Raw genomic sequence first — 17,995 nt, forward strand, 5'->3', positions numbered from 1 at the left:
GGAGGACTCCCATGTTAAAGGTGAAAAAAGGTACGATTGACTTATTGAATGACTTAGATGTAATGTATACAGCATGCAAAGAAGCACTCTTACAGAACCAAATTTATCAATGGGATGATTCTTATCCAACGCGAGAACACATTTCCTATCATTTAGAACAAGACGAATTATATTGTCTATTCCAAGACCAAGTACTTGTCGGCGCTGTTGTCTTAAACGAAGCAGAGTCTCCAGAATACAAACTAATTGACTGGTCAGAAACAGAAGGACACTTTCTTATCGTCCACTCTTTTGTCATCCATCCGCTCGCGCAAGGCAAAGGATATAGTAAAGTACTATTATCTTTTTGGGAAAGCGAAGCAAGGCAGGAAGGTTGCAAAGGAATACGCCTAGATTGCTTTGCAGGTAATCCCGTTTCATTAAGCTTATATGAAAAAAACAATTATATTTGCCGAGGTGCTGTTTATTTCAAAAGTAAACAGCCTCCTCATAATTGGTATAACTGCTATGAAAAAATCCTCTTACAATCGTAAGAGGATTTTTTCATTTCTTCACTTTTCGTAATACAAAGTGTGCACAACCGAAGTTACAGTACTCGTATAAATACTCCGATAAAGTACTAATTTTTGTATCATATGTCGAACGTTGATTACTATCATCAAAGAATCCACGCAATCTAAGTTGCTCGTAACCCCAGTCTCCAACGATATAATCATATTTATTTAAAATTTCTGCATAGCGCTCTTTAAGTGCTTCTTCACTAAAACCGTCACGAAAGTTTTTAATTACTTCGTACTGAACATTATTAACGCTCACCGTAGTATGAATCTCTTGCTTTTGCTCCATTATGAACTTCCTCTCTAAGCATTCTTCTTTTTATCGTATCACAAAGCATAACAACCAACAATTTCAAATACAAAAAATTGAAAATTAGTGCATGCTATGGAGAAGGAGGTGATACATCGTGAAAAAGCAAATTATACTCTCTCTTCTCACTCTTTCCTTATTTGCAGGCTGCCAATCAACTAATAAAGCCGAAATGGAGCGTGAAGAAGGAAGTCGTGTTCTTGTTTCCAACAAAAACGACATGTATCATACGGAAAACACAAATACACGATTAACAAGAGTCGGTTATTCTTCTAAACAGAAGCATGAAGTATCTAACAAACAAGTAGGCGCTATTAACCGTGAGAAAGTCGCCGAAATGATTACGAGCATGACAGTCAAACTTCCTGACGTCACCAATGCCGCTACACTCGTTACCGACGACGAAGTGTTCGTTGTATACCGTGCAAACACAACGGATCCGAAACTCGTAACAGATCAAGTATATAAAACAGCTCTGTCCATCGTCCCTCGCTATTATAAAGCATATGTATCAACAAACCAAAAGTTGATTTCTCAAATTCAAGGTCTCCAATCAGGTAGCTTAAACGATAAAGAATATGAACAAAGTCTTGATATGTTAAAACGTGAAATGAGCGATAATCCTCATTTGAACAATACGGGAGATCAAACTTTAAATAATATGATTAAAAAATAAAAAGGTGGAGAAAACCTCCACCTTTTTACTATTTGGGGTCCCGCCACATTGCTATCAAGTTAAGAAATACATTCTTCCTCAAAATGAAAAAAATGAACTAAATTCCCACGGACAACTATGAAAGGATGAAATTTCCGTTTTGGGGATACTTCAAAATCTTAGGTTGATGGGTATGGGATAGAGTCAGGAAAATGCGCATTTACAACGATAAGCATTTTGATACAAGTCTTATGAGACATTATGAAGTCTAATTTAAAGGTGATTTGATTATGTACCAATAGGCTTTACTCTATTGAGATTGTGAAGTTTCCTACTTAAACTAACGGGGCAGGTTAGTTTAAGTAGGAAACTTCATAACAAGGGGTGATTTTTTGGAGAAAAATATTGGGGATGTAGATTTTTTTAAACAAGTAGGAAAAAGACTTTGCAACTAATAAAATAATAAGGTTTACTTCAGTAAAATAAGGTATAGTATATTTGTTGAATAGATTCTCTTTAAAGACAAGAAAAGTAGGTGAACAAAGTGGGAAAATATCAATTGGATTACAAAGGTCAGGCAGCTGTGACAAAGTTTCATGAAAAACAGACGCCAGCCAAATTTGATAAAAAGCAGCAACTTGAAAAATTGCGTGCGGAGTATTTGAAAAAGAAGCAAAAACAAACAGATAAATAATATGTTACGTTTTCGATTATGTTTTTTCGAATTTTCTGTATATAACATGAACAAACACAAGAAAATAGGTACGTTATTCATCGGTCAAATATATACAGGCTATTTTTTCAAACCTCTTACTTATGCAACTAACGCATGCGTTAGTTCATTAAGAATAACTAAAAAAGTCGATTCCTGGTCTTATCCCTGTCAAGTAGACAGTATTAAAAAGACTAAGCAGCCATCGAGATTCGATATTCTATCGGAGCTCGATGGTTGAGTCGTTTTTGGAACCGTTTATAGTTATAAAAGTAAATATATTCTTCAATTGCTTGTATTAAATCTTCTTCTGTTTTAAAATGATTCAAATACAACATCTCCGATTTAAAATGGGAGAAAAATGACTCGATACAGGCATTATCATGGCAGTTTCCTTTGCGAGAGTGGCTGCCAATGATACCTAAATCTAAAAGTCGTTTGTTGTAGGCATGAGATGTGTACTGGAATCCCTGATCTGAATGGAGAATGGTTCCACGCACATCTCTTTTTTGTGCCAACATTTCAATTGTATCTAATACAAGTTCATTATCATTGCGCTTGGATATTTTCCAAGAAACAACTTCGTTATTATAAATATCTTGGACAACAGAAAGATACCGAAATCCCTCTTGGAATCGTAGGTACGTAATATCTGTAACAAGTGCTTCATTTTGTTGACGATTTTTAAATTCACGGTTTAAAACATTCGGAAAAACATTGGAATAGTTCCCTTTAAAGAAGCGACGCTTCTTCCGAATAATAGACTGAATGTTGAGCTCACTCATTAAGCGATATACCTTTTTGTGATTTATAAAATAACCTTTTTCTTGTAAAGCGATTTTCATACGTGGATAACCATATTCCTTGTGCTTTACGTGAATAGATTGTATTACCTTTTTTAATCGTTGATCGGACTCTAGTCGCATGTTTTTTATGCTTTTTGTATGAATCCACTTATAGTAACTTGAACGATGTACACCCGCAAATTTAGTAAGCCATAGAACTGGATATTTTCTCTTTAATGATTCAATGATACGATATCTCTCTTTATATTTTGGTACGCCCCCATTTACAGATTTGGATACTGCTTTTTTAAATATTCAACCTGAGCCTTATAGTAGTCACGTTCCTCTTCAATGGTGTTGAAATGAACACGTTTGCCTTTTAAAGGGTTTGGTATCCCTTTCATTCCACTATTTTTCCCACGAGCATCTGTAATTTCACCACATTCTTTATATTTTTTTACCCAATTTTTAAGTTGTGTAGAGCTTTTAATCTGATATTTCTCCGTTATCATATCGTAGCTTCCTTCTCCGTTTAAATAACTTTGAACAGCTGATAACTTTACTTCTTCCGAGTATGTATTAAATGTTGTACCTTTTTTTGCCATGAAAAATCCCCTCCAAGTAATAGTGTAACATCCATGTTTATACATGGTCTTTTTAACACTGTCTACCTAAAGGGGATAATATCATCCTTGAGATGGAAATCGGCTTTTTTAATAAGTGACATTTCCTTAGCGGTGTAAATCCGCATAAACCTCCATCGCATCACACATAAACTGCGCTAAACCTTCACCAAACTTATCAATATTTTTCGTAAAGCGCTCATCAGCAACATACATTTGACCGAGTCCCTTAAAGGCCTCTAATGAATATTCACCGAAGTTTTGCAAGTAATCGTACCATACCCCGATTGCGGATTGTGCCTCTTTAGAATCCGGTGCTCCATTTCGAAGTGTTGCTAGCTTTCTGTAAATATTATTAAACTCCTCCTGTTTCTCTGTAGACATACCCTTCGCTGTTTTATTCGCTTTATCTACAGCCTCATCTCCCCATCGTTCACGTGCTTCTTCTTCATACGGATTATGACTAAAATCAAATCCTTCAAATTTCTCTTTATTCGTCATCTCAATCTCTCCTTTTGTATGCTGAATTGTTTTATTAATCGTCGCTATCACTTTATCCAATCTAGCCCGCTTTTCAAGAAGCATTTTCTTATGAAGCTGTAATGCCTCTTCACGGTCGAATGAAGGACTCATGATAATCTCCTTAATCTTCTTTAAAGGGAAGCCAAGCTCTTTAAAAAATAAAATTTGCTGCAACGTTTCTAAATTTTCATTGGAATACAGACGATATCCAGATTCTGTCGTCTCGTCTGGGGTTAGCAACCCAATTTCATCGTAATGATGCAGTGTGCGCACACTAATTCCAACTAAATTAGCTACTTCTTTTACCCTCATTGTCATGCATATCTCCCCCTTAATACATACGATAAAGTATGACGCAACGTTAGAGTCAATAAAAATTTCATTTTGTTTTTGAAAGATTCATCTCTCCACATTCTCCTACATTTCATGCATAATATATATGTACATACATTAGAAAGCGGTGAAAGTATGGTTTCAAATACTGTAATTGCCAGTATCATAATTCAACTCGTTGTTTCGGTTCTGGTCCCAATTATTGTACTCGTTTATTTCCGTAAGAAATATAATATTAATTGGAAAATAGTTGGCGTTGGTATCCTTATCTTTATCGGGTTTACCCAAATTCTCGAAACACCATTCCAATTATTCATGCGTGGTAATCCAACAATAGGTCCAATTTTAGAAAACCCATTTATTTTCGCAATATATGGTGGGTTGACTGCTGGTATTTTTGAAGAACTAGGTCGTTTCGTTGCCTTTTACTACTTACTGAAAAAATATCGAGATTATAAGGACGGTCTTGCGTACGGAATTGGACACGGCGGTATTGAATCGATTTTAGTCGGCGGATTCGCTGGGCTTCAAACTCTTACCTTTGCAACATCTATTAACAATGGTAGCTTCGCTCAAATGGTTGAACAATACCCACAGTTGAGCCATATCAAGGACTTGTTAATAGAGCAACCTGCCTACTTATACTTACTCGGTAGCTTAGAAAGAATTATGGCACTCGTTCTGCAAATTGCTTTTACAATGCTTGTTGTATACGCAGTAAAACAAAAGAAATACATTTTCCTCGTATACGCTATACTATTCCACGCACTTGTAGACTTTTTCGCAGTACTTTACCAAACAAAAATGATTAACATCTTTGTCGCAGAAGGAATTACTCTTCTCTTCGCGATTGGTGGTTTCATTCTTATTCGTAAAATGAAAGAGAAATTAGTGAGTACAGCAGAGTAAAAAATAAACCACCAAAATTGGTGGTTTATTTTTTATGTGGATTTTCGTAACAGTGATAACTTCGGCCACCTCGAAGTTCCTTCTTTGTTTCTGCATCTATAACGATATATTTATGCAACTCATCTACTTCATCTTGAGAAAAGGATCCAAAAAAATAAACTTGGCGATCAGGATGAATAAACGAATCTTGAAGCACCACTCTACTTCGACAGCCGACAGCTGTTTTTTGTCGGAAGGTAAATTCTGCATCTTGTACTTCTTTAAATAAGATTTTTTTACGAACGCTATATGTTGCATTTTTGTATTCCTTATAAACCTTCTTATCTAACTGTTCATAAAATAGATCTTCATTCACAAACGATTTATTTTGATTGCTCGGATATTCTAATTCTTGATTGGATTGTGCATATGCTGTGGACAATTGTATGAGAAAACAAACACTGAATACAATACATATCATTTTTTTCATAATTGCACCTCAAATTTTGATTTATCCACATTACTTTTCCACAGACTTAGATCACTATGCCCTTTCCAAGAAAAAGGAATTTTTTCCACATTTGTCGAAGTATATATCGTCAACTTGAAAGATGGGGATGAAATATGAAGAAAATTATTGTAATCAGGCATTGTTCAGCAACTGGACAAGAGCGTAATGCCGAATTAACAAACATAGGAAGAGACCAATCAAACACCGTTGCTACATTCCTCATGGAAAATCATCTACAAATAGATCATATTATTTCAAGCCCATTTGTCCGCGCTATCGATTCTATTCGGCCATATGCCCTCCAAGCCAATTTATCTATTCAAGAAGATGAACGGTTAGCAGAACGCATATTAAGCACTGTTTCAATGGATGATTGGCTTCAAAAACTAGAATACACTTTTACCAATATAGATATTGCCTTTTCGGGCGGAGAGTCAACAAAACAAGCGATGGATCGCGCCATCTCACTTATTCAGGAAGTTTTAAAACTAGAGCATGAAACAACATTACTTGTTACACATGGCAACTTACTCACATTAATTTTAAAGCACTTTGATCATACTATTGGCTTTGACACATGGAAAACTTTAACGAATCCTGATATTTATGAAATTACACTTGATGAACAATCTATCATAAAACGATTATGGGAAGCGCCATCCAAGTAATATCCCTTTCCAATACATTCAGTTGACACTGCGAGAAGATATGCTAGGGCTGCAGTAAAACATAGAGAGGGGTATCATTCAATATGTACGAAGACGTACTTTCTTTACTACATAAAACAAATGCTTCTTATGAAAAGTTTGAACATGAGCCAGTACTTGACTATGAGACTGATCGCATCGTTCGTGAAAGACTCGGCTTACAAGGTACGCCAAGTAAAAGCCTATTTTTAAAATCAAAATCCGGGGCGTATTACGTATTCTTTACGTTAGAGGGAACTCGCCTCAACCGAGGAGAGATGAAAGAAATAACAGGAGAAAGCTTATCTCTCTGTTCTCCTGATGAGCTAAGAGAAGAGACTGGTTGCATGCCAGGATGTGTAGCTCCTTTCGGTTATTCACAAGATGTAACGATTATTGTGGACAGTTCAATTTATACTTACAAGAAAGTTTTAATCACACCTGGTGTACCTGAATTTACAATTGAATTATCCACAGAAGAATTAAAAAGAATTTTATCAACATGTCAAAATACAGTTTTAGAGTATAAGAAAAAGGAGAGCTAATATTAGCTCTCCTTTTTCTTTATTTCGCTTCTGCTGTTTTTTCTTTTGCAGAACGTACTTGCTCGTCCGCATGGTAAGAAGAACGCACAAGTGGGCCAGCTTCACAGTGGCTAAATCCTTTGCTAAGTGCAATTTCTTTAAGCTCTGCAAATTCTGCTGGTGGGTAATATTTAATAACTGGTAAATGCTTCTTAGATGGTTGTAGGTATTGTCCAAGAGTTAAAATATCCACATTGTTTGCACGTAAGTCATCCATTGCTTCAATTAAATCTTCTCTCGTTTCACCTAAGCCCAGCATAATGCTCGATTTAGTTGGAATATCAGGCTGCATTTCTTTTGCTCGACGTAAAAACTCTAATGAACGGTCATATTTTGCTCTAGCGCGAACTCGGTTAGATAATCGACGTACTGTTTCAATGTTATGGTTCAAAATATCTGGTTTTGCATCCATTAACATTTTTAAGTTTTCTTCTACCCCACCCATATCAGATGGTAATACTTCGATTGACGTGAATGGATTTTCACGACGTACAGCGCGTACTGTTTCAGCAAAAACAGCTGCTCCGCCGTCCTTTAAATCATCACGTGCAACCGCTGTTATAACAACGTGCTTTAAGCCCATTTGTACTACAGAATCTGCTACGCGTTCTGGCTCTTGTAAATCAAGCTCAGTTGGTAAGCCTGTTTTAACCGCACAAAAACGACAAGCACGTGTACAAACCGCACCTAAGATCATAAATGTTGCTGTTTTCCTTACAGCCCAGCATTCATGAATATTCGGACATTTCGCCTCTTCACAAACTGTATGAAGATTCTTAGAACGCATCATTTTCTTTAAGCCTGTATAGTTTTCATTCGTGTTTAACTTAATTTTCAACCATTCGGGCTTGCGCTTATACTCTGTTTGTTTTGTCATGGTTATCAACTCCGCACAATATGAAATAGTTTACCGTGTTCGCTTCTTTCAATGTAACATATCTATTCTAACGTATGAAAGCGATTTGCTCAAATGAAGATTCTAAGATTTTTTCCAATCGTTCCCTATAATGAAATACTCCGTATATCCCACACTAAAAAGAGTGATGTTGTGAAAGGAGTCTATTTCATGCTTCGAAAAATTTCTCTTTTGCTTTCGATTTGCTTTCTTCTCCACCAAAACATCGCTTACGGTGAAGATAATCAGCAAAGCATATATGAAAAGCGCATGGCACTATATAAAGAAACTGAGCAATCTTCTGGTATTCCGTGGTATTACTTAGCCGCAATGGATCAATACGAAAGAAACATACGGAGCGTAAGAAAAGATATTCCGAAAAAACCAGATGCCATCATTTCCCTTTATTTCAAACCTGAAATATGGGCTGGACCTGTTAATAGTACCGATACTCTCCCCCATACAATTTCTTTATTTGGCGGAATGGGTTTAGATGGTGACAAAGATGGATTTGCAAATGTAAATAACGACCGTGATCTTCTGCATACAGCAGCAACTATTTTAAAGAAACAAGGAACGTCAGAAGACCGTATTAACATTATGCTTTGGGAATATTATAGACGTGCAAAAACAGTTGAATTGATTACAGAATACGCCCGAATTTATAAACATTATGGACGCATTAATTTAGAAGGCAATGCTTTCCCTCTCCCGATTCGCAGTGACCATAGCTATCGTAGTACTTTCGGTGCTGGTAGAAGCTTTGGCGGCAGGAGGATTCATGAAGGAACCGATATTTTTGCTGGATATGGCGTACCAGTACGATCAACTTGCTATGGCGTTATTGAAACAAAAGGATGGAATCGTCTTGGTGGATGGCGCATTGGTATTCGTGACCTTCATAATAATTACCACTATTACGCTCATTTAGGCGGGTTCTCTAAAGAAATACAGCTCGGACAAATTGTCGAACCAGGAAAAGTAATCGGATTTGTCGGTAGTACTGGTTATGGTCCTCCTGGTACAGCTGGAAAGTTCCCGCCTCACTTACATTTCGGCATGTATAAAGACAATGGCTATACCGAATGGGCTTTCGATCCATACATGCATTTAAGCCTTTGGGAACGAAAAGAACGAGCAAATACAAAACGATAACCGTAGCGAATTGCTACGGTTATTTTTTATATTCGCTAACTATCCGTTTTCTTTTTATCTGGTACAACAACTCCGCCACTTCCGTAATAAGTAGGTACTTCACCTTGAACGATGCGCGTCGCAATCGGAATGTTTTGCTTCACTTTAATTTCTTTCGTGCGTAACGGAATCATAACTTGTAACGTCACTTCCACTTCCATAATAATTTTGATCGCTGTATTATTAATTCCTTGCGGCTCAACTAGCTGTTTAATATCCGTATTCACATGACCAATTGGCGTAAAATTAATCGGAATATCTGGTCCTATATTACCAAGAAGCGCATTATCAGTTATGCGCCCAAAAGGAACTGACATAGATACCCCATTCTCTTCAAAAATACCAAGTGCTTTCGTATCCCCTTTTTCTACTTGTTGTAAATATTTCTCTATGTATGCAGTAGTCGATGTTAATATTTCATTTACTTGTTTTGTATTTAAATCAATTGTAGATACTTTCCCGTTCTTATCCGTTTGTACTTTCATTAATGAATCTACATCAAACCCTTCATTAATTCGGTCTTTTACCGCTTTCGTCATAACTGCTGTTGCCATTTTATGCGTCTCTGTTTCCCCATACTTAATTAACGTTGGCTGAATACTTTTATTTACAATCCATAACCCTTGAACTACCATTACGATAAAAATGATAAACGAAATAAGCAGTATATACCGAAAGGAAATCGGTCCCCTTCGAAACCGTGAATTTTTCGAACGAAATATGCTCATAAGAAAACCCTCCTTCTTATATATTTCTATGCAAGAAGGAGGGACGATATATGCTTATCTCATTTTTAATAGTGCATCTTTTCCGATTGTGCCTACCGGAATGCCTAAAGCTTCGGCTTCAATCGTTACTGATTCCAGCGGTGCTTCAAGAAGTTGTTCAATCGTTCTTACACCAACCGCACGGCCAGCAATAATTCCTCGATCACCTAACTTCTCATTTAGAAGACCTACATCTAAAGCACCGCACATAATATATCCTTTATCGCTCATTACAGCTAGCAAATTTGTCTTCGGAAGTTTTACGCTAACAGCAATGAACGTATAGTTATCAATTATAATTGGCTCTACATTAACCATAGTTCACACTCCTCTCTTTCTTATCTTTATGACAAGAGAAAAATGAGTGTTACAGGTTAACTAGCCTATAGTTTGACTGAAGATGTATAAGTTATCAACATGTCTGTTAGTACATCTCTAAGTAATTCCGGCATATAATATTGTTTGTCAGAAAGTGTGGATAGCTCTGGGTATAAGTATCCGAATGTAAACATATCAATCGTTCCTACCGTATATATCCGGTCTAATTCCAGCGATTCGCCATTAATCAATACATCTTCTAGTAAAATTTTATTCCCTGGAATCGTATCTGGAATCACTTCCAGCCCATCGTAAATCATTTTCCCCATTACTTTTCCGCGAAATCCGAATCCTTTCACCTCAAGATTCTCCATATTCGGGCGGCGCGCTTTCAAAATAACTTCTCTTAACGTTTTCCCTGGTACTTTTAACAGACATGGATTAATTGGATGTGGACAAATTCGATGAATATCTCCGCGCGTCACAACACCTTCATTTAATCCCTCAAGCAGTACACCAGCATTCACCATCCCAACATCCGCATTACACCACTCTTTAAGCGCACTTGCCAACATATGAGAAAACGTCGTCTCCTTAAACCAATCAACCGGCAATGATTCTTTTAAATGAACGACAGGCTCAGCCATTATCTGTTTACTTTCTTCCTTTAGCATTTCAATTGTGGATAACGGCTCGCTATAAGCACCTAACCGTTCTGTCTTAATCGCTCTACCGTCTTTTTTCACCAGTCTCTTCGTCTCTTTATCCACAGTAAGCTGAACATGTCCAACGTAATGTCCCCACTTTTCACAACAGCAAAGCAAAGTATTATCCACAAGAACGCCACGCTCAAATAAATGATGCGTATGTGCCCCTAAAATAACATCTATATCATAATGCTCCGCCATATACTCATCCATACTTTTTCCAAGATGAGAAAGCACAACCGTAATGTGAGCTGTATCCTTAACTTCTTCTAAAATAGATTCTAAATGGATGATTGGATCTTCAATATGCCAATCGAGCATTTCATAAAACTCTGGATAAGCTACCGTTAATCCAATAAAGGCAATCGTAATCCCATCTGTCGTTGTATGTAATTTATAAGGCTGCGCCCACGCTGGACGTACACCTTCTTTTTCAAATAAATTCGCTACGAGCACCTCAAACCCAGCATCATCATATAGACGATTCAAATGCTCTTTCGCCAATGTAATTCCTTCATTATTTCCGATCGTTACATAATCATATAACGCCTCATTTAAAAGCTTCGTATTCCCAAGTCCATTTGTCGCTTCCGAAATACTATGAAAACGATCCACATGATCGCCAATATCCACAGTTAAAACAGTCTCTCCCGCTTCCTGTCTTCGCTTTTTCTCCCCTAGTACAAACCGAGAAATTTGCGGCCAATTTTCAAAATGACTATGTATATCGTTTGTATGATAAAGGTGGATGATCGTTTCTTTATTTATATTCAGAGAAAAAACCTCCTCTCAGTTCCTTACTGCCATTTACGCTACACGTACGCAATAATCCTGTAAATACTTTTCGTCTTTTCTTGCTATTCTACATTGTACTCGCATTATAAGAAAAAGCAAAAGATTGCCCTTTTTATATGGAAACTTTTCCTAGTGTGTGAAAGGATTCTAAATCGTGGAACGGGGGAGTTTTGGAGATTTGTCAAAAAGTTTAACAGAGTTTTTTATGGTTATTTTTCTGAGTGGTTTAGCGAGCAATTTGGTGGATTCTCCAGTGGATTTGTCAATATCTTTGTCATACCACTAGTCGGTCTCTTTTCCTACAAAATGTTGAGGGGGTATATGAGGAATTTCTTTTGTCTTACTTTGTCGATAAGTCGATATTCCTTGTCGAAACGCCGATATATTGAAATAATCGCTGATATATTCCGAGTTGTGGTCGATATATTTGAATAATCGCCGATAAATTTTATTGAACACCCACATGGGTATCCACTAACGGCAATTGCACACAACATAAAAAAGCGCCCTGCATAGCAGGGCACTTCCTTCATATATTATCCAGTTCCAGCGGCTAGAATGTTCGGTGGCTTCACTTCTTCCTATGAGGCAAAAAGCGCCTCTACGTCAGAAGCTCCATCCCCCTCACATTCTGAACGAGCCGCCTCCACTTTTAAATATGTCCAGCTTCGCCTCCTAGACCCTCATGTCTAAGAACCTTCCGCACCAGAAGATAAAAAGCATCTTCTGTGCGAAAGAACCTTAGCCAACGAGTCTGAACAGTCGGCTCCGCATTTCTATTTAACCAATAGAACCTTCCATCTCAAACTTGATTAGGCGGTTCATTTCAACTGCGTATTCCATTGGAAGTTCGCGAGTGAATGGCTCGATGAAGCCCATTACGATCATTTCTGTAGCTTCTTGCTCAGAAATACCGCGGCTCATTAGGTAGAATAATTGTTCTTCTGATACTTTAGATACTTTCGCTTCGTGCTCAAGTGAAACGTAATCGTTTTTGATTTCGTTATAAGGAATTGTATCAGATGTAGATTGGTTATCCATGATTAACGTGTCACACTCGATGTTAGAACGAGAGTTTTTCGCTTTTGGTCCGAATTGTACGATACCACGGTAAGTTACTTTACCACCATGCTTCGCAATCGATTTAGAAACGATTGTTGAAGATGTGTTTGGTGCTAAGTGAATCATTTTCGCACCAGCATCTTGGTGTTGGCCTTTACCAGCAATCGCGATAGATAATGTTAAACCACGAGCGCCTTCGCCTTTTAAGATAACTGCTGGGTATTTCATCGTTAATTTAGATCCGATGTTACCGTCAATCCATTCCATCGTTGCGTTTTCTTCACAAACCGCACGTTTTGTAACTAGGTTGTATACGTTGTTCGCCCAGTTTTGGATTGTTGTATAACGGCAATATGCATCTTTCTTAATGATGATTTCTACTACCGCACTATGAAGTGAGTTAGTTGTGTAAACAGGTGCTGTACAACCTTCTACGTAGTGTACGTGTGCGCCTTCGTCTACGATGATAAGCGTACGCTCGAATTGTCCCATATTTTCAGAGTTAATACGGAAATACGCTTGAAGTGGTGTATCAACTTTAATACCTTTTGGAACGTAGATGAATGATCCACCAGACCAAACTGCAGAGTTTAATGCAGAGAATTTGTTGTCTGTTGGTGGGATTGTTTTTCCGAAATGCTCGCGGAAAATATCTTCGTTCTCTTTTAATGCGCTATCTGTATCTTTGAATACGACTCCTAGAGCTTCTAGGTCTTCTTTCATGTTGTGGTATACAACTTCAGATTCGTACTGTGCAGATACACCAGCTAAATATTTTTGCTCAGCTTCAGGAATACCTAATTTATCAAATGTCGCTTTAATTTCCTCAGGTACTTCATCCCAAGACTTCTCAGATTTCTCAGATGGTTTTACGTAGTACGTAATTTCATCGAAATCTAAGTCATTTAAGTCGCCGCCCCATTGTGGCATTGGCATTTCATAGAACTTATCCAGTGATTTTAAACGGAAGTCTAACATCCACTGTGGTTCTTCTTTCATACGTGAAATCTCTTCAACGATCTCTTTTGTTAAACCGCGTCCAGCACGGAAAATCGAAACGTCTTTATCCTTGAAACCATATTTATAATCGCCGATATCTGGCAGTTGCTTCGCCATGTTGGTGTGTCCCTCCTTATATAACCTCGTTTTTAGGAACCTTTAACATTACTTATCTTCGTTTAAGCCCTTTTCTAACGCTTTCCACGCTAATGTTGCACATTTAATACGTGCCGGGAACTTGCATACGCCTTGTAATGCTTCAATATCTCCTAAATCAATGCTGTCATCGTACTCTTTTCCTAGCATCATGTCAGAGAAAATTTTAGAAAGCTTAAGAGCCTCTTCAATTTTCTTTCCTTTTACTGCTTGTGTCATCATTGAAGCTGAAGACATTGAAATTGAACATCCTTCGCCTTCAAACTTCGCTTCTTGTACAATACCCTCTTCTACTTTCATCGTAAGTTGAATACGATCGCCGCAAGTTGGATTGTTCAAGTTAACGGTAACACTATCTTCTAACACGCCATGGTTACGAGGATTTTTGTAATGATCCATAATAACTTGACGATATAACGTATCTAAATTATTAAATGACATTTGTGAAATACTCCTTTGTCTTGATTAGCGATTCAACAAATGTATCAATTTCTTCTTTTGTATTATATAAATAGAAGCTTGCACGTGCTGTAGAAGAAGCTTTCAGCCACTTCATAAGCGGTTGTGCACAGTGATGTCCTGCGCGAACCGCAATGCCTTCTACATCTAATACAGTTGCTACATCGTGAGGATGTACGTCATCAATATTAAATGTAACTAGACCAGCGCGATGCTTTGGACCATAAATTGTAACGCCATCTACTTCTGATAGTCTCTCTAAAGCGTATTGCGCTAATTCATGTTCATGCTTTTCAATATTATGAAGACCGATTTCTTCTAGGAAATCAATTGCCGCACCAAGTCCGATTGCATTACCGATAATCGGTGTACCTGCTTCGAACTTCCACGGAAGCTCTTTCCAAGTAGACTCTTGTAAGTCTACGAAATCAATCATTTCACCACCAAATTCAATTGGTTCCATATTGTTTAGCAATTCTTTCTTACCATATAATACGCCGACACCTGTTGGTCCGCACATCTTATGAGCAGATAATGCGTAGAAATCACAGTTTAAATCTTGTACATCCACTTTCATATGAGGTGCACTTTGTGCTCCATCAACGATCATGATTGCACCGTTTTCGTGTGCGATTGCTCCGATTTCTTTTACAGGGTTAATCGTTCCAAGTACGTTAGAAACGTGCATAATAGAAACGATTTTTGTATTCGGTGTAACTGTTTGACGAACATCTTCTAGAGAAATTGTACCGTCTAGTTGAAGCGGAAGGTATTTTAAAGTTGCACCAGTTTTCTTCGCAACTTGTTGCCACGGAATGATGTTACTATGGTGCTCCATGTAAGAGATGACGATTTCATCGCCTTCTTTTACATTATCAAGACCATAGCTAGCTGCTACTGTATTTAATGCAGTTGTCGTTCCGCGCGTGAAAATAATCTCTTCCATTGATTTCGCATTAATAAACTTGCGAACTTTCTCACGTGCACCTTCATACGCGTCGGTAGCTTTCGTACCGAGCGTATGAACACCGCGATGCACGTTAGAATTATATTCTTTATAATAACGTTCTAACGTTTCAATGACTTGAATTGGTTTTTGAGAAGTTGCTGCACTATCGAAATAAACAAGTTGTTTGCCGTTAACTTTTTGATCAAGAATTGGAAACTGTTTGCGTATTTCATGAATATTCATTAGCGAACTTTCCTTTCAATTACCTCAACAAGCTGTGCTTTTACTCCTTCAATTGGAAGCTCATTTACTACAGGTGCTAAGAATCCATGGATGACTAAACGTTCTGCTTCGCGTTTTGGAATCCCACGGCTCATCAAGTAGTATAATTGGTATGGATCTACGCGGCCTACTGAAGCTGCGTGACCTGCCATTACATCATCTTCATCGATTAAAAGAATTGGGTTTGCATCACCGCGAGCTTTCTCGTCTAACATAAGAACGCGAGAAGATTGTTGTGCATTTGATTTAGATGCACCATGTTCAATCTTACCAATTCCATTAAAGATAGATGTTGCACTATCTTTTTGTACTCCGTGTTTTAAAATCCAACCTTCAGAGTGTTTACCGAAGTGAACAACTTTAGTTGTAAAGTTTTGTGTTTGGTTACCACGGCCAATTGTTACTGTTTTTGTATCAGCATATGATCCGTCGCCCATTAAGTTCGTAACGTTCTCTGAGATTGTATTTCCGTCATTCATAAGGCCTAGAGCCCAATCAATACGGCCGTCGCGTCCAACAATACCACGGCGGTTAACGTAAGTTGTTACGTCTTTTGCTAATAGATCAACCGCACCGAATTTCACTTGTGCGCCTTGTTCCACGATTACTTCTGCTACGATATTTGCAATACCTTTAGCATTTTCATTTGCAACGTAGTTTTCTACATATGTTGCAGTACTGTTCGCATCAGCTACGAATAATACGTGGTTATATACGTTAGCTTCTTCGCCGTCTACTAAGAATACAGCTTGAAGTGGAGTTTCAAGAACAACGTTTTTCGGAACATATACGAATGCACCGCCGTTGATTAATGCAGCATGAAGTGCAGTTAGACGATGCTCGTCTACTTTCACGCCGTCTTTCATTAAGTACTTTTGTACTAGTTCAGCATGCTCTGTTGCAGCTGTTACGATGTCTGTAAAAATAACACCTTTTTCTTTCGCTTCGTCTGCTAAAGAAACGAACGCAGTTGTACCAGTACGTTGCACTAATACGCTGTTATTTTCATCGATTAAGTTTTTCACTGCTTCTGGAAGCTCTGTTAAAGAACTTACAGGCTCTTGCTTAGCAGCGTCGCCTTTTCCGATAAAGTCCCATTTTTCAATTTTCGTTTTATCAGGCGTTGGCATTGGAAGTTCAGTTGCTTGTGCAAGAGCTTGTAAGCGGAACTCAGTCAACCAAGCAGCTTCGTTTACTTCGCTTGCGCGCTGACGGATTGTTTCTTGATCGAAAGGTAATGTACCGATTGTCATGTTTATGCTCCTCTCTTACGCTTCTTGCTCTGCTGTTTCGTCTTCAATACCTAATTCTTTTTTAATCCAGTCATAACCTTCAGCTTCTAGACGTTGTGCAAGCTCAGGGCCACCAGATTTAACGATACGACCGTTCATCATAACGTGAACGAAGTCTGGAGTGATGTAGTTTAATAAACGTTGGTAATGCGTAATCATTAGGCAACCGAAATCTTCGCCGCGCATTTGGTTAATACCTTTAGATACAACTTTTAATGCATCGATATCAAGACCTGAGTCGATTTCATCTAAGATTGCAATTTTTGGCTCGATCATCATTAATTGAAGAATCTCATTACGTTTTTTCTCACCGCCAGAGAAACCTTCGTTTAAGTAACGTTGTGCCATTTCTGGATCCATTTCTAGGAATTCCATGTTTTTATCTAATGTACGGATAAATTTCATAAGAGAAATTTCATCGCCTTCTTCACGACGTGCATTAATTGCAGAACGTAAGAAGTCAGCGTTTGTTACTCCGCTAATTTCACTTGGATATTGCATTGCTAAGAATAGACCTGCTAGTGCGCGCTCGTCTACTTCCATTTCTAATACATCTTCACCGTCGATGATGATGCTACCTTCTGTTACTTCATACTTTGGGTGACCCATAATTGCAGAAGATAAAGTTGATTTACCTGTTCCGTTAGGTCCCATAATTGCGTGGATTTCTCCACCTTTTACTTCAAGGTTTACACCTTTTAAAATTTCTTTACCGTCAATTGATACGTGTAAGTCTTTAACCGTTAATGTAGAACCAGCCATCTCAATACCTCCATTAATCCTCTATATACATTTTAAAAATTCCTAAAACGTTCATATTCTCATTTTATTCTCATTCTAATCTTATAGCAAATAAAATGATATCGCAAACACTAAGAAAATGTAACAATTTTTTCACAAATGTATATAAGTATTTCCTTTACATCCTCTTATGATACACCTTTCTTCTTATAT

20 protein-coding genes are annotated in these 17,995 nt (G+C 37.7%); 7 read left to right on the top strand and 13 right to left on the bottom strand.

Annotation, left to right across the window (positions count from 1 at the left end; all coding sequences use genetic code 11):
* The first annotated feature begins 11 nt into the window (after nucleotides 1–11).
* Nucleotides 12–533, top strand: a complete 522-nt coding sequence (locus tag MKX77_RS24260; protein WP_341308027.1) for a GNAT family N-acetyltransferase — start codon at nucleotides 12–14, stop codon at nucleotides 531–533.
* Nucleotides 534–543: 10 nt separating this feature from the next.
* Here the strand turns inward: MKX77_RS24260 and MKX77_RS24265 are convergent, their stop codons facing one another.
* Complete coding sequence (locus tag MKX77_RS24265; protein ID WP_002015914.1) at nucleotides 544–846, bottom strand: YutD family protein; 303 nt, start codon at nucleotides 844–846, stop codon at nucleotides 544–546.
* Nucleotides 847–964: 118 nt separating this feature from the next.
* Between MKX77_RS24265 and MKX77_RS24270 the strand changes: the two genes are divergently transcribed.
* Both MKX77_RS24270 and MKX77_RS24275 read left to right on the top strand, forming a co-directional pair.
* The gene (locus MKX77_RS24270) at nucleotides 965–1,543 is read left to right on the top strand and encodes a YhcN/YlaJ family sporulation lipoprotein (protein WP_341026028.1); all 579 of its coding nucleotides are present in this window, start codon (nucleotides 965–967) and stop codon (nucleotides 1,541–1,543) included.
* A gap of 523 nt (nucleotides 1,544–2,066) precedes the next feature.
* Nucleotides 2,067–2,216, top strand: a complete 150-nt coding sequence (locus MKX77_RS24275; RefSeq protein ID WP_215554625.1) for a hypothetical protein — start codon at nucleotides 2,067–2,069, stop codon at nucleotides 2,214–2,216.
* Between the two features lie 212 nt (nucleotides 2,217–2,428).
* On the opposite strand, the gene MKX77_RS24280 is transcribed toward MKX77_RS24275, so the two are convergent.
* Both MKX77_RS24280 and MKX77_RS24285 read right to left on the bottom strand, forming a co-directional pair.
* Nucleotides 2,429–3,624 (bottom strand): IS3 family transposase gene (locus MKX77_RS24280; RefSeq protein WP_341306816.1). Its coding sequence is split into 2 segments (ribosomal slippage): nucleotides 2,429–3,318 and nucleotides 3,318–3,624, totalling 1,197 coding nucleotides; the frame shifts between segments, so codons are not numbered across the junction.
* A gap of 126 nt (nucleotides 3,625–3,750) precedes the next feature.
* The gene (locus MKX77_RS24285; protein WP_341308028.1) at nucleotides 3,751–4,482 is read right to left on the bottom strand and encodes a MerR family transcriptional regulator; all 732 of its coding nucleotides are present in this window, start codon (nucleotides 4,480–4,482) and stop codon (nucleotides 3,751–3,753) included.
* Nucleotides 4,483–4,590: 108 nt separating this feature from the next.
* Between MKX77_RS24285 and MKX77_RS24290 the strand changes: the two genes are divergently transcribed.
* Nucleotides 4,591–5,406 (top strand): YhfC family intramembrane metalloprotease, encoded by an 816-nt coding sequence (locus MKX77_RS24290; protein WP_341308029.1) that lies wholly within the window; start codon nucleotides 4,591–4,593, stop codon nucleotides 5,404–5,406.
* Nucleotides 5,407–5,431: 25 nt separating this feature from the next.
* Here the strand turns inward: MKX77_RS24290 and MKX77_RS24295 are convergent, their stop codons facing one another.
* Entirely contained in the window at nucleotides 5,432–5,875 is a 444-nt protein-coding gene (locus MKX77_RS24295) for a hypothetical protein (RefSeq protein ID WP_215580011.1), read from the bottom strand.
* Between the two features lie 134 nt (nucleotides 5,876–6,009).
* On the opposite strand from MKX77_RS24295, the gene MKX77_RS24300 reads away from it, so the two are divergent.
* On the top strand, nucleotides 6,010–6,564 hold the full coding sequence (locus MKX77_RS24300) for a histidine phosphatase family protein (protein ID WP_341308030.1): 555 nt from the start codon (nucleotides 6,010–6,012) through the stop codon (nucleotides 6,562–6,564).
* Nucleotides 6,565–6,647: 83 nt separating this feature from the next.
* On the top strand, nucleotides 6,648–7,127 hold the full coding sequence (locus MKX77_RS24305; RefSeq protein WP_105585504.1) for a YbaK/EbsC family protein: 480 nt from the start codon (nucleotides 6,648–6,650) through the stop codon (nucleotides 7,125–7,127).
* Nucleotides 7,128–7,146: 19 nt separating this feature from the next.
* On the opposite strand, the gene lipA is transcribed toward MKX77_RS24305, so the two are convergent.
* Nucleotides 7,147–8,043, bottom strand: coding sequence for a lipoyl synthase (gene lipA / locus MKX77_RS24310; protein WP_002034580.1), 897 nt, complete (start codon nucleotides 8,041–8,043; stop codon nucleotides 7,147–7,149).
* A gap of 189 nt (nucleotides 8,044–8,232) precedes the next feature.
* Between lipA and MKX77_RS24315 the strand changes: the two genes are divergently transcribed.
* The gene (locus MKX77_RS24315; RefSeq protein ID WP_341308031.1) at nucleotides 8,233–9,216 is read left to right on the top strand and encodes a M23 family metallopeptidase; all 984 of its coding nucleotides are present in this window, start codon (nucleotides 8,233–8,235) and stop codon (nucleotides 9,214–9,216) included.
* A 35-nt stretch (nucleotides 9,217–9,251) separates the two neighbouring features.
* Here MKX77_RS24315 and yunB read toward each other — a convergent pair whose 3' ends face one another.
* The 8 genes from yunB to sufC form a co-directional block, all read right to left on the bottom strand.
* Nucleotides 9,252–9,983 (bottom strand): sporulation protein YunB, encoded by a 732-nt coding sequence (gene yunB, locus MKX77_RS24320; RefSeq protein ID WP_002112657.1) that lies wholly within the window; start codon nucleotides 9,981–9,983, stop codon nucleotides 9,252–9,254.
* 54 nt (nucleotides 9,984–10,037) lie between these two features.
* Nucleotides 10,038–10,340 carry a YunC family protein gene (locus MKX77_RS24325; RefSeq protein ID WP_002112658.1) on the bottom strand — a complete coding sequence of 101 codons (303 nt, stop codon included), beginning with the start codon at nucleotides 10,338–10,340 and terminating at the stop codon, nucleotides 10,038–10,040.
* A gap of 65 nt (nucleotides 10,341–10,405) precedes the next feature.
* Nucleotides 10,406–11,821: a bifunctional metallophosphatase/5'-nucleotidase gene (locus tag MKX77_RS24330; protein WP_341308247.1), complete on the bottom strand. Its 1,416-nt coding sequence runs from the start codon at nucleotides 11,819–11,821 to the stop codon at nucleotides 10,406–10,408.
* 801 nt (nucleotides 11,822–12,622) lie between these two features.
* Complete coding sequence (gene sufB / locus MKX77_RS24335; RefSeq protein WP_215554631.1) at nucleotides 12,623–14,020, bottom strand: Fe-S cluster assembly protein SufB; 1,398 nt, start codon at nucleotides 14,018–14,020, stop codon at nucleotides 12,623–12,625.
* A gap of 48 nt (nucleotides 14,021–14,068) precedes the next feature.
* Nucleotides 14,069–14,500, bottom strand: a complete 432-nt coding sequence (gene sufU / locus MKX77_RS24340) for a Fe-S cluster assembly sulfur transfer protein SufU (protein WP_002089369.1) — start codon at nucleotides 14,498–14,500, stop codon at nucleotides 14,069–14,071.
* Entirely contained in the window at nucleotides 14,490–15,710 is a 1,221-nt protein-coding gene (sufS, locus tag MKX77_RS24345; RefSeq protein ID WP_204209664.1) for a cysteine desulfurase SufS, read from the bottom strand. Before sufS ends, sufU begins: the two co-directional genes overlap by 11 nt.
* Nucleotides 15,710–17,002, bottom strand: coding sequence for a Fe-S cluster assembly protein SufD (gene sufD / locus MKX77_RS24350; RefSeq protein WP_002089372.1), 1,293 nt, complete (start codon nucleotides 17,000–17,002; stop codon nucleotides 15,710–15,712). Before sufD ends, sufS begins: the two co-directional genes overlap by 1 nt.
* A 15-nt stretch (nucleotides 17,003–17,017) precedes the next feature.
* Nucleotides 17,018–17,803 (bottom strand): Fe-S cluster assembly ATPase SufC, encoded by a 786-nt coding sequence (sufC, locus tag MKX77_RS24355; RefSeq protein ID WP_341308032.1) that lies wholly within the window; start codon nucleotides 17,801–17,803, stop codon nucleotides 17,018–17,020.
* Between the last annotated feature and the right edge of the window lie 192 nt (nucleotides 17,804–17,995).

The sequence above is a fragment of the Bacillus sp. FSL R9-9410 genome (assembly GCF_038050385.1).
Classification (GTDB): Bacteria; Bacillota; Bacilli; order Bacillales; family Bacillaceae_G; genus Bacillus_A; species Bacillus_A cereus_U.

What these genes read in the sequence shown, in the direction of transcription:
- MKX77_RS24260 (WP_341308027.1), top strand. Translation starts at nt 12, where the DNA reads ATGTTAAAGGTGAAAAAAGGTACGATTGACTTATTGAATGACTTAGAT.
- MKX77_RS24265 (WP_002015914.1), bottom strand. Translation starts at nt 846, where the DNA reads ATGGAGCAAAAGCAAGAGATTCATACTACGGTGAGCGTTAATAATGTT.
- MKX77_RS24285 (WP_341308028.1), bottom strand. Translation starts at nt 4,482, where the DNA reads ATGACAATGAGGGTAAAAGAAGTAGCTAATTTAGTTGGAATTAGTGTG.
- MKX77_RS24290 (WP_341308029.1), top strand. Translation starts at nt 4,591, where the DNA reads ATGCATAATATATATGTACATACATTAGAAAGCGGTGAAAGTATGGTT.
- MKX77_RS24295 (WP_215580011.1), bottom strand. Translation starts at nt 5,875, where the DNA reads ATGAAAAAAATGATATGTATTGTATTCAGTGTTTGTTTTCTCATACAA.
- MKX77_RS24300 (WP_341308030.1), top strand. Translation starts at nt 6,010, where the DNA reads ATGAAGAAAATTATTGTAATCAGGCATTGTTCAGCAACTGGACAAGAG.
- MKX77_RS24305 (WP_105585504.1), top strand. Translation starts at nt 6,648, where the DNA reads ATGTACGAAGACGTACTTTCTTTACTACATAAAACAAATGCTTCTTAT.
- lipA (WP_002034580.1), bottom strand. Translation starts at nt 8,043, where the DNA reads ATGACAAAACAAACAGAGTATAAGCGCAAGCCCGAATGGTTGAAAATT.
- MKX77_RS24315 (WP_341308031.1), top strand. Translation starts at nt 8,233, where the DNA reads ATGCTTCGAAAAATTTCTCTTTTGCTTTCGATTTGCTTTCTTCTCCAC.
- yunB (WP_002112657.1), bottom strand. Translation starts at nt 9,983, where the DNA reads ATGAGCATATTTCGTTCGAAAAATTCACGGTTTCGAAGGGGACCGATT.
- MKX77_RS24325 (WP_002112658.1), bottom strand. Translation starts at nt 10,340, where the DNA reads ATGGTTAATGTAGAGCCAATTATAATTGATAACTATACGTTCATTGCT.
- sufB (WP_215554631.1), bottom strand. Translation starts at nt 14,020, where the DNA reads ATGGCGAAGCAACTGCCAGATATCGGCGATTATAAATATGGTTTCAAG.
- sufU (WP_002089369.1), bottom strand. Translation starts at nt 14,500, where the DNA reads ATGTCATTTAATAATTTAGATACGTTATATCGTCAAGTTATTATGGAT.
- sufS (WP_204209664.1), bottom strand. Translation starts at nt 15,710, where the DNA reads ATGAATATTCATGAAATACGCAAACAGTTTCCAATTCTTGATCAAAAA.
- sufD (WP_002089372.1), bottom strand. Translation starts at nt 17,002, where the DNA reads ATGACAATCGGTACATTACCTTTCGATCAAGAAACAATCCGTCAGCGC.
- sufC (WP_341308032.1), bottom strand. Translation starts at nt 17,803, where the DNA reads ATGGCTGGTTCTACATTAACGGTTAAAGACTTACACGTATCAATTGAC.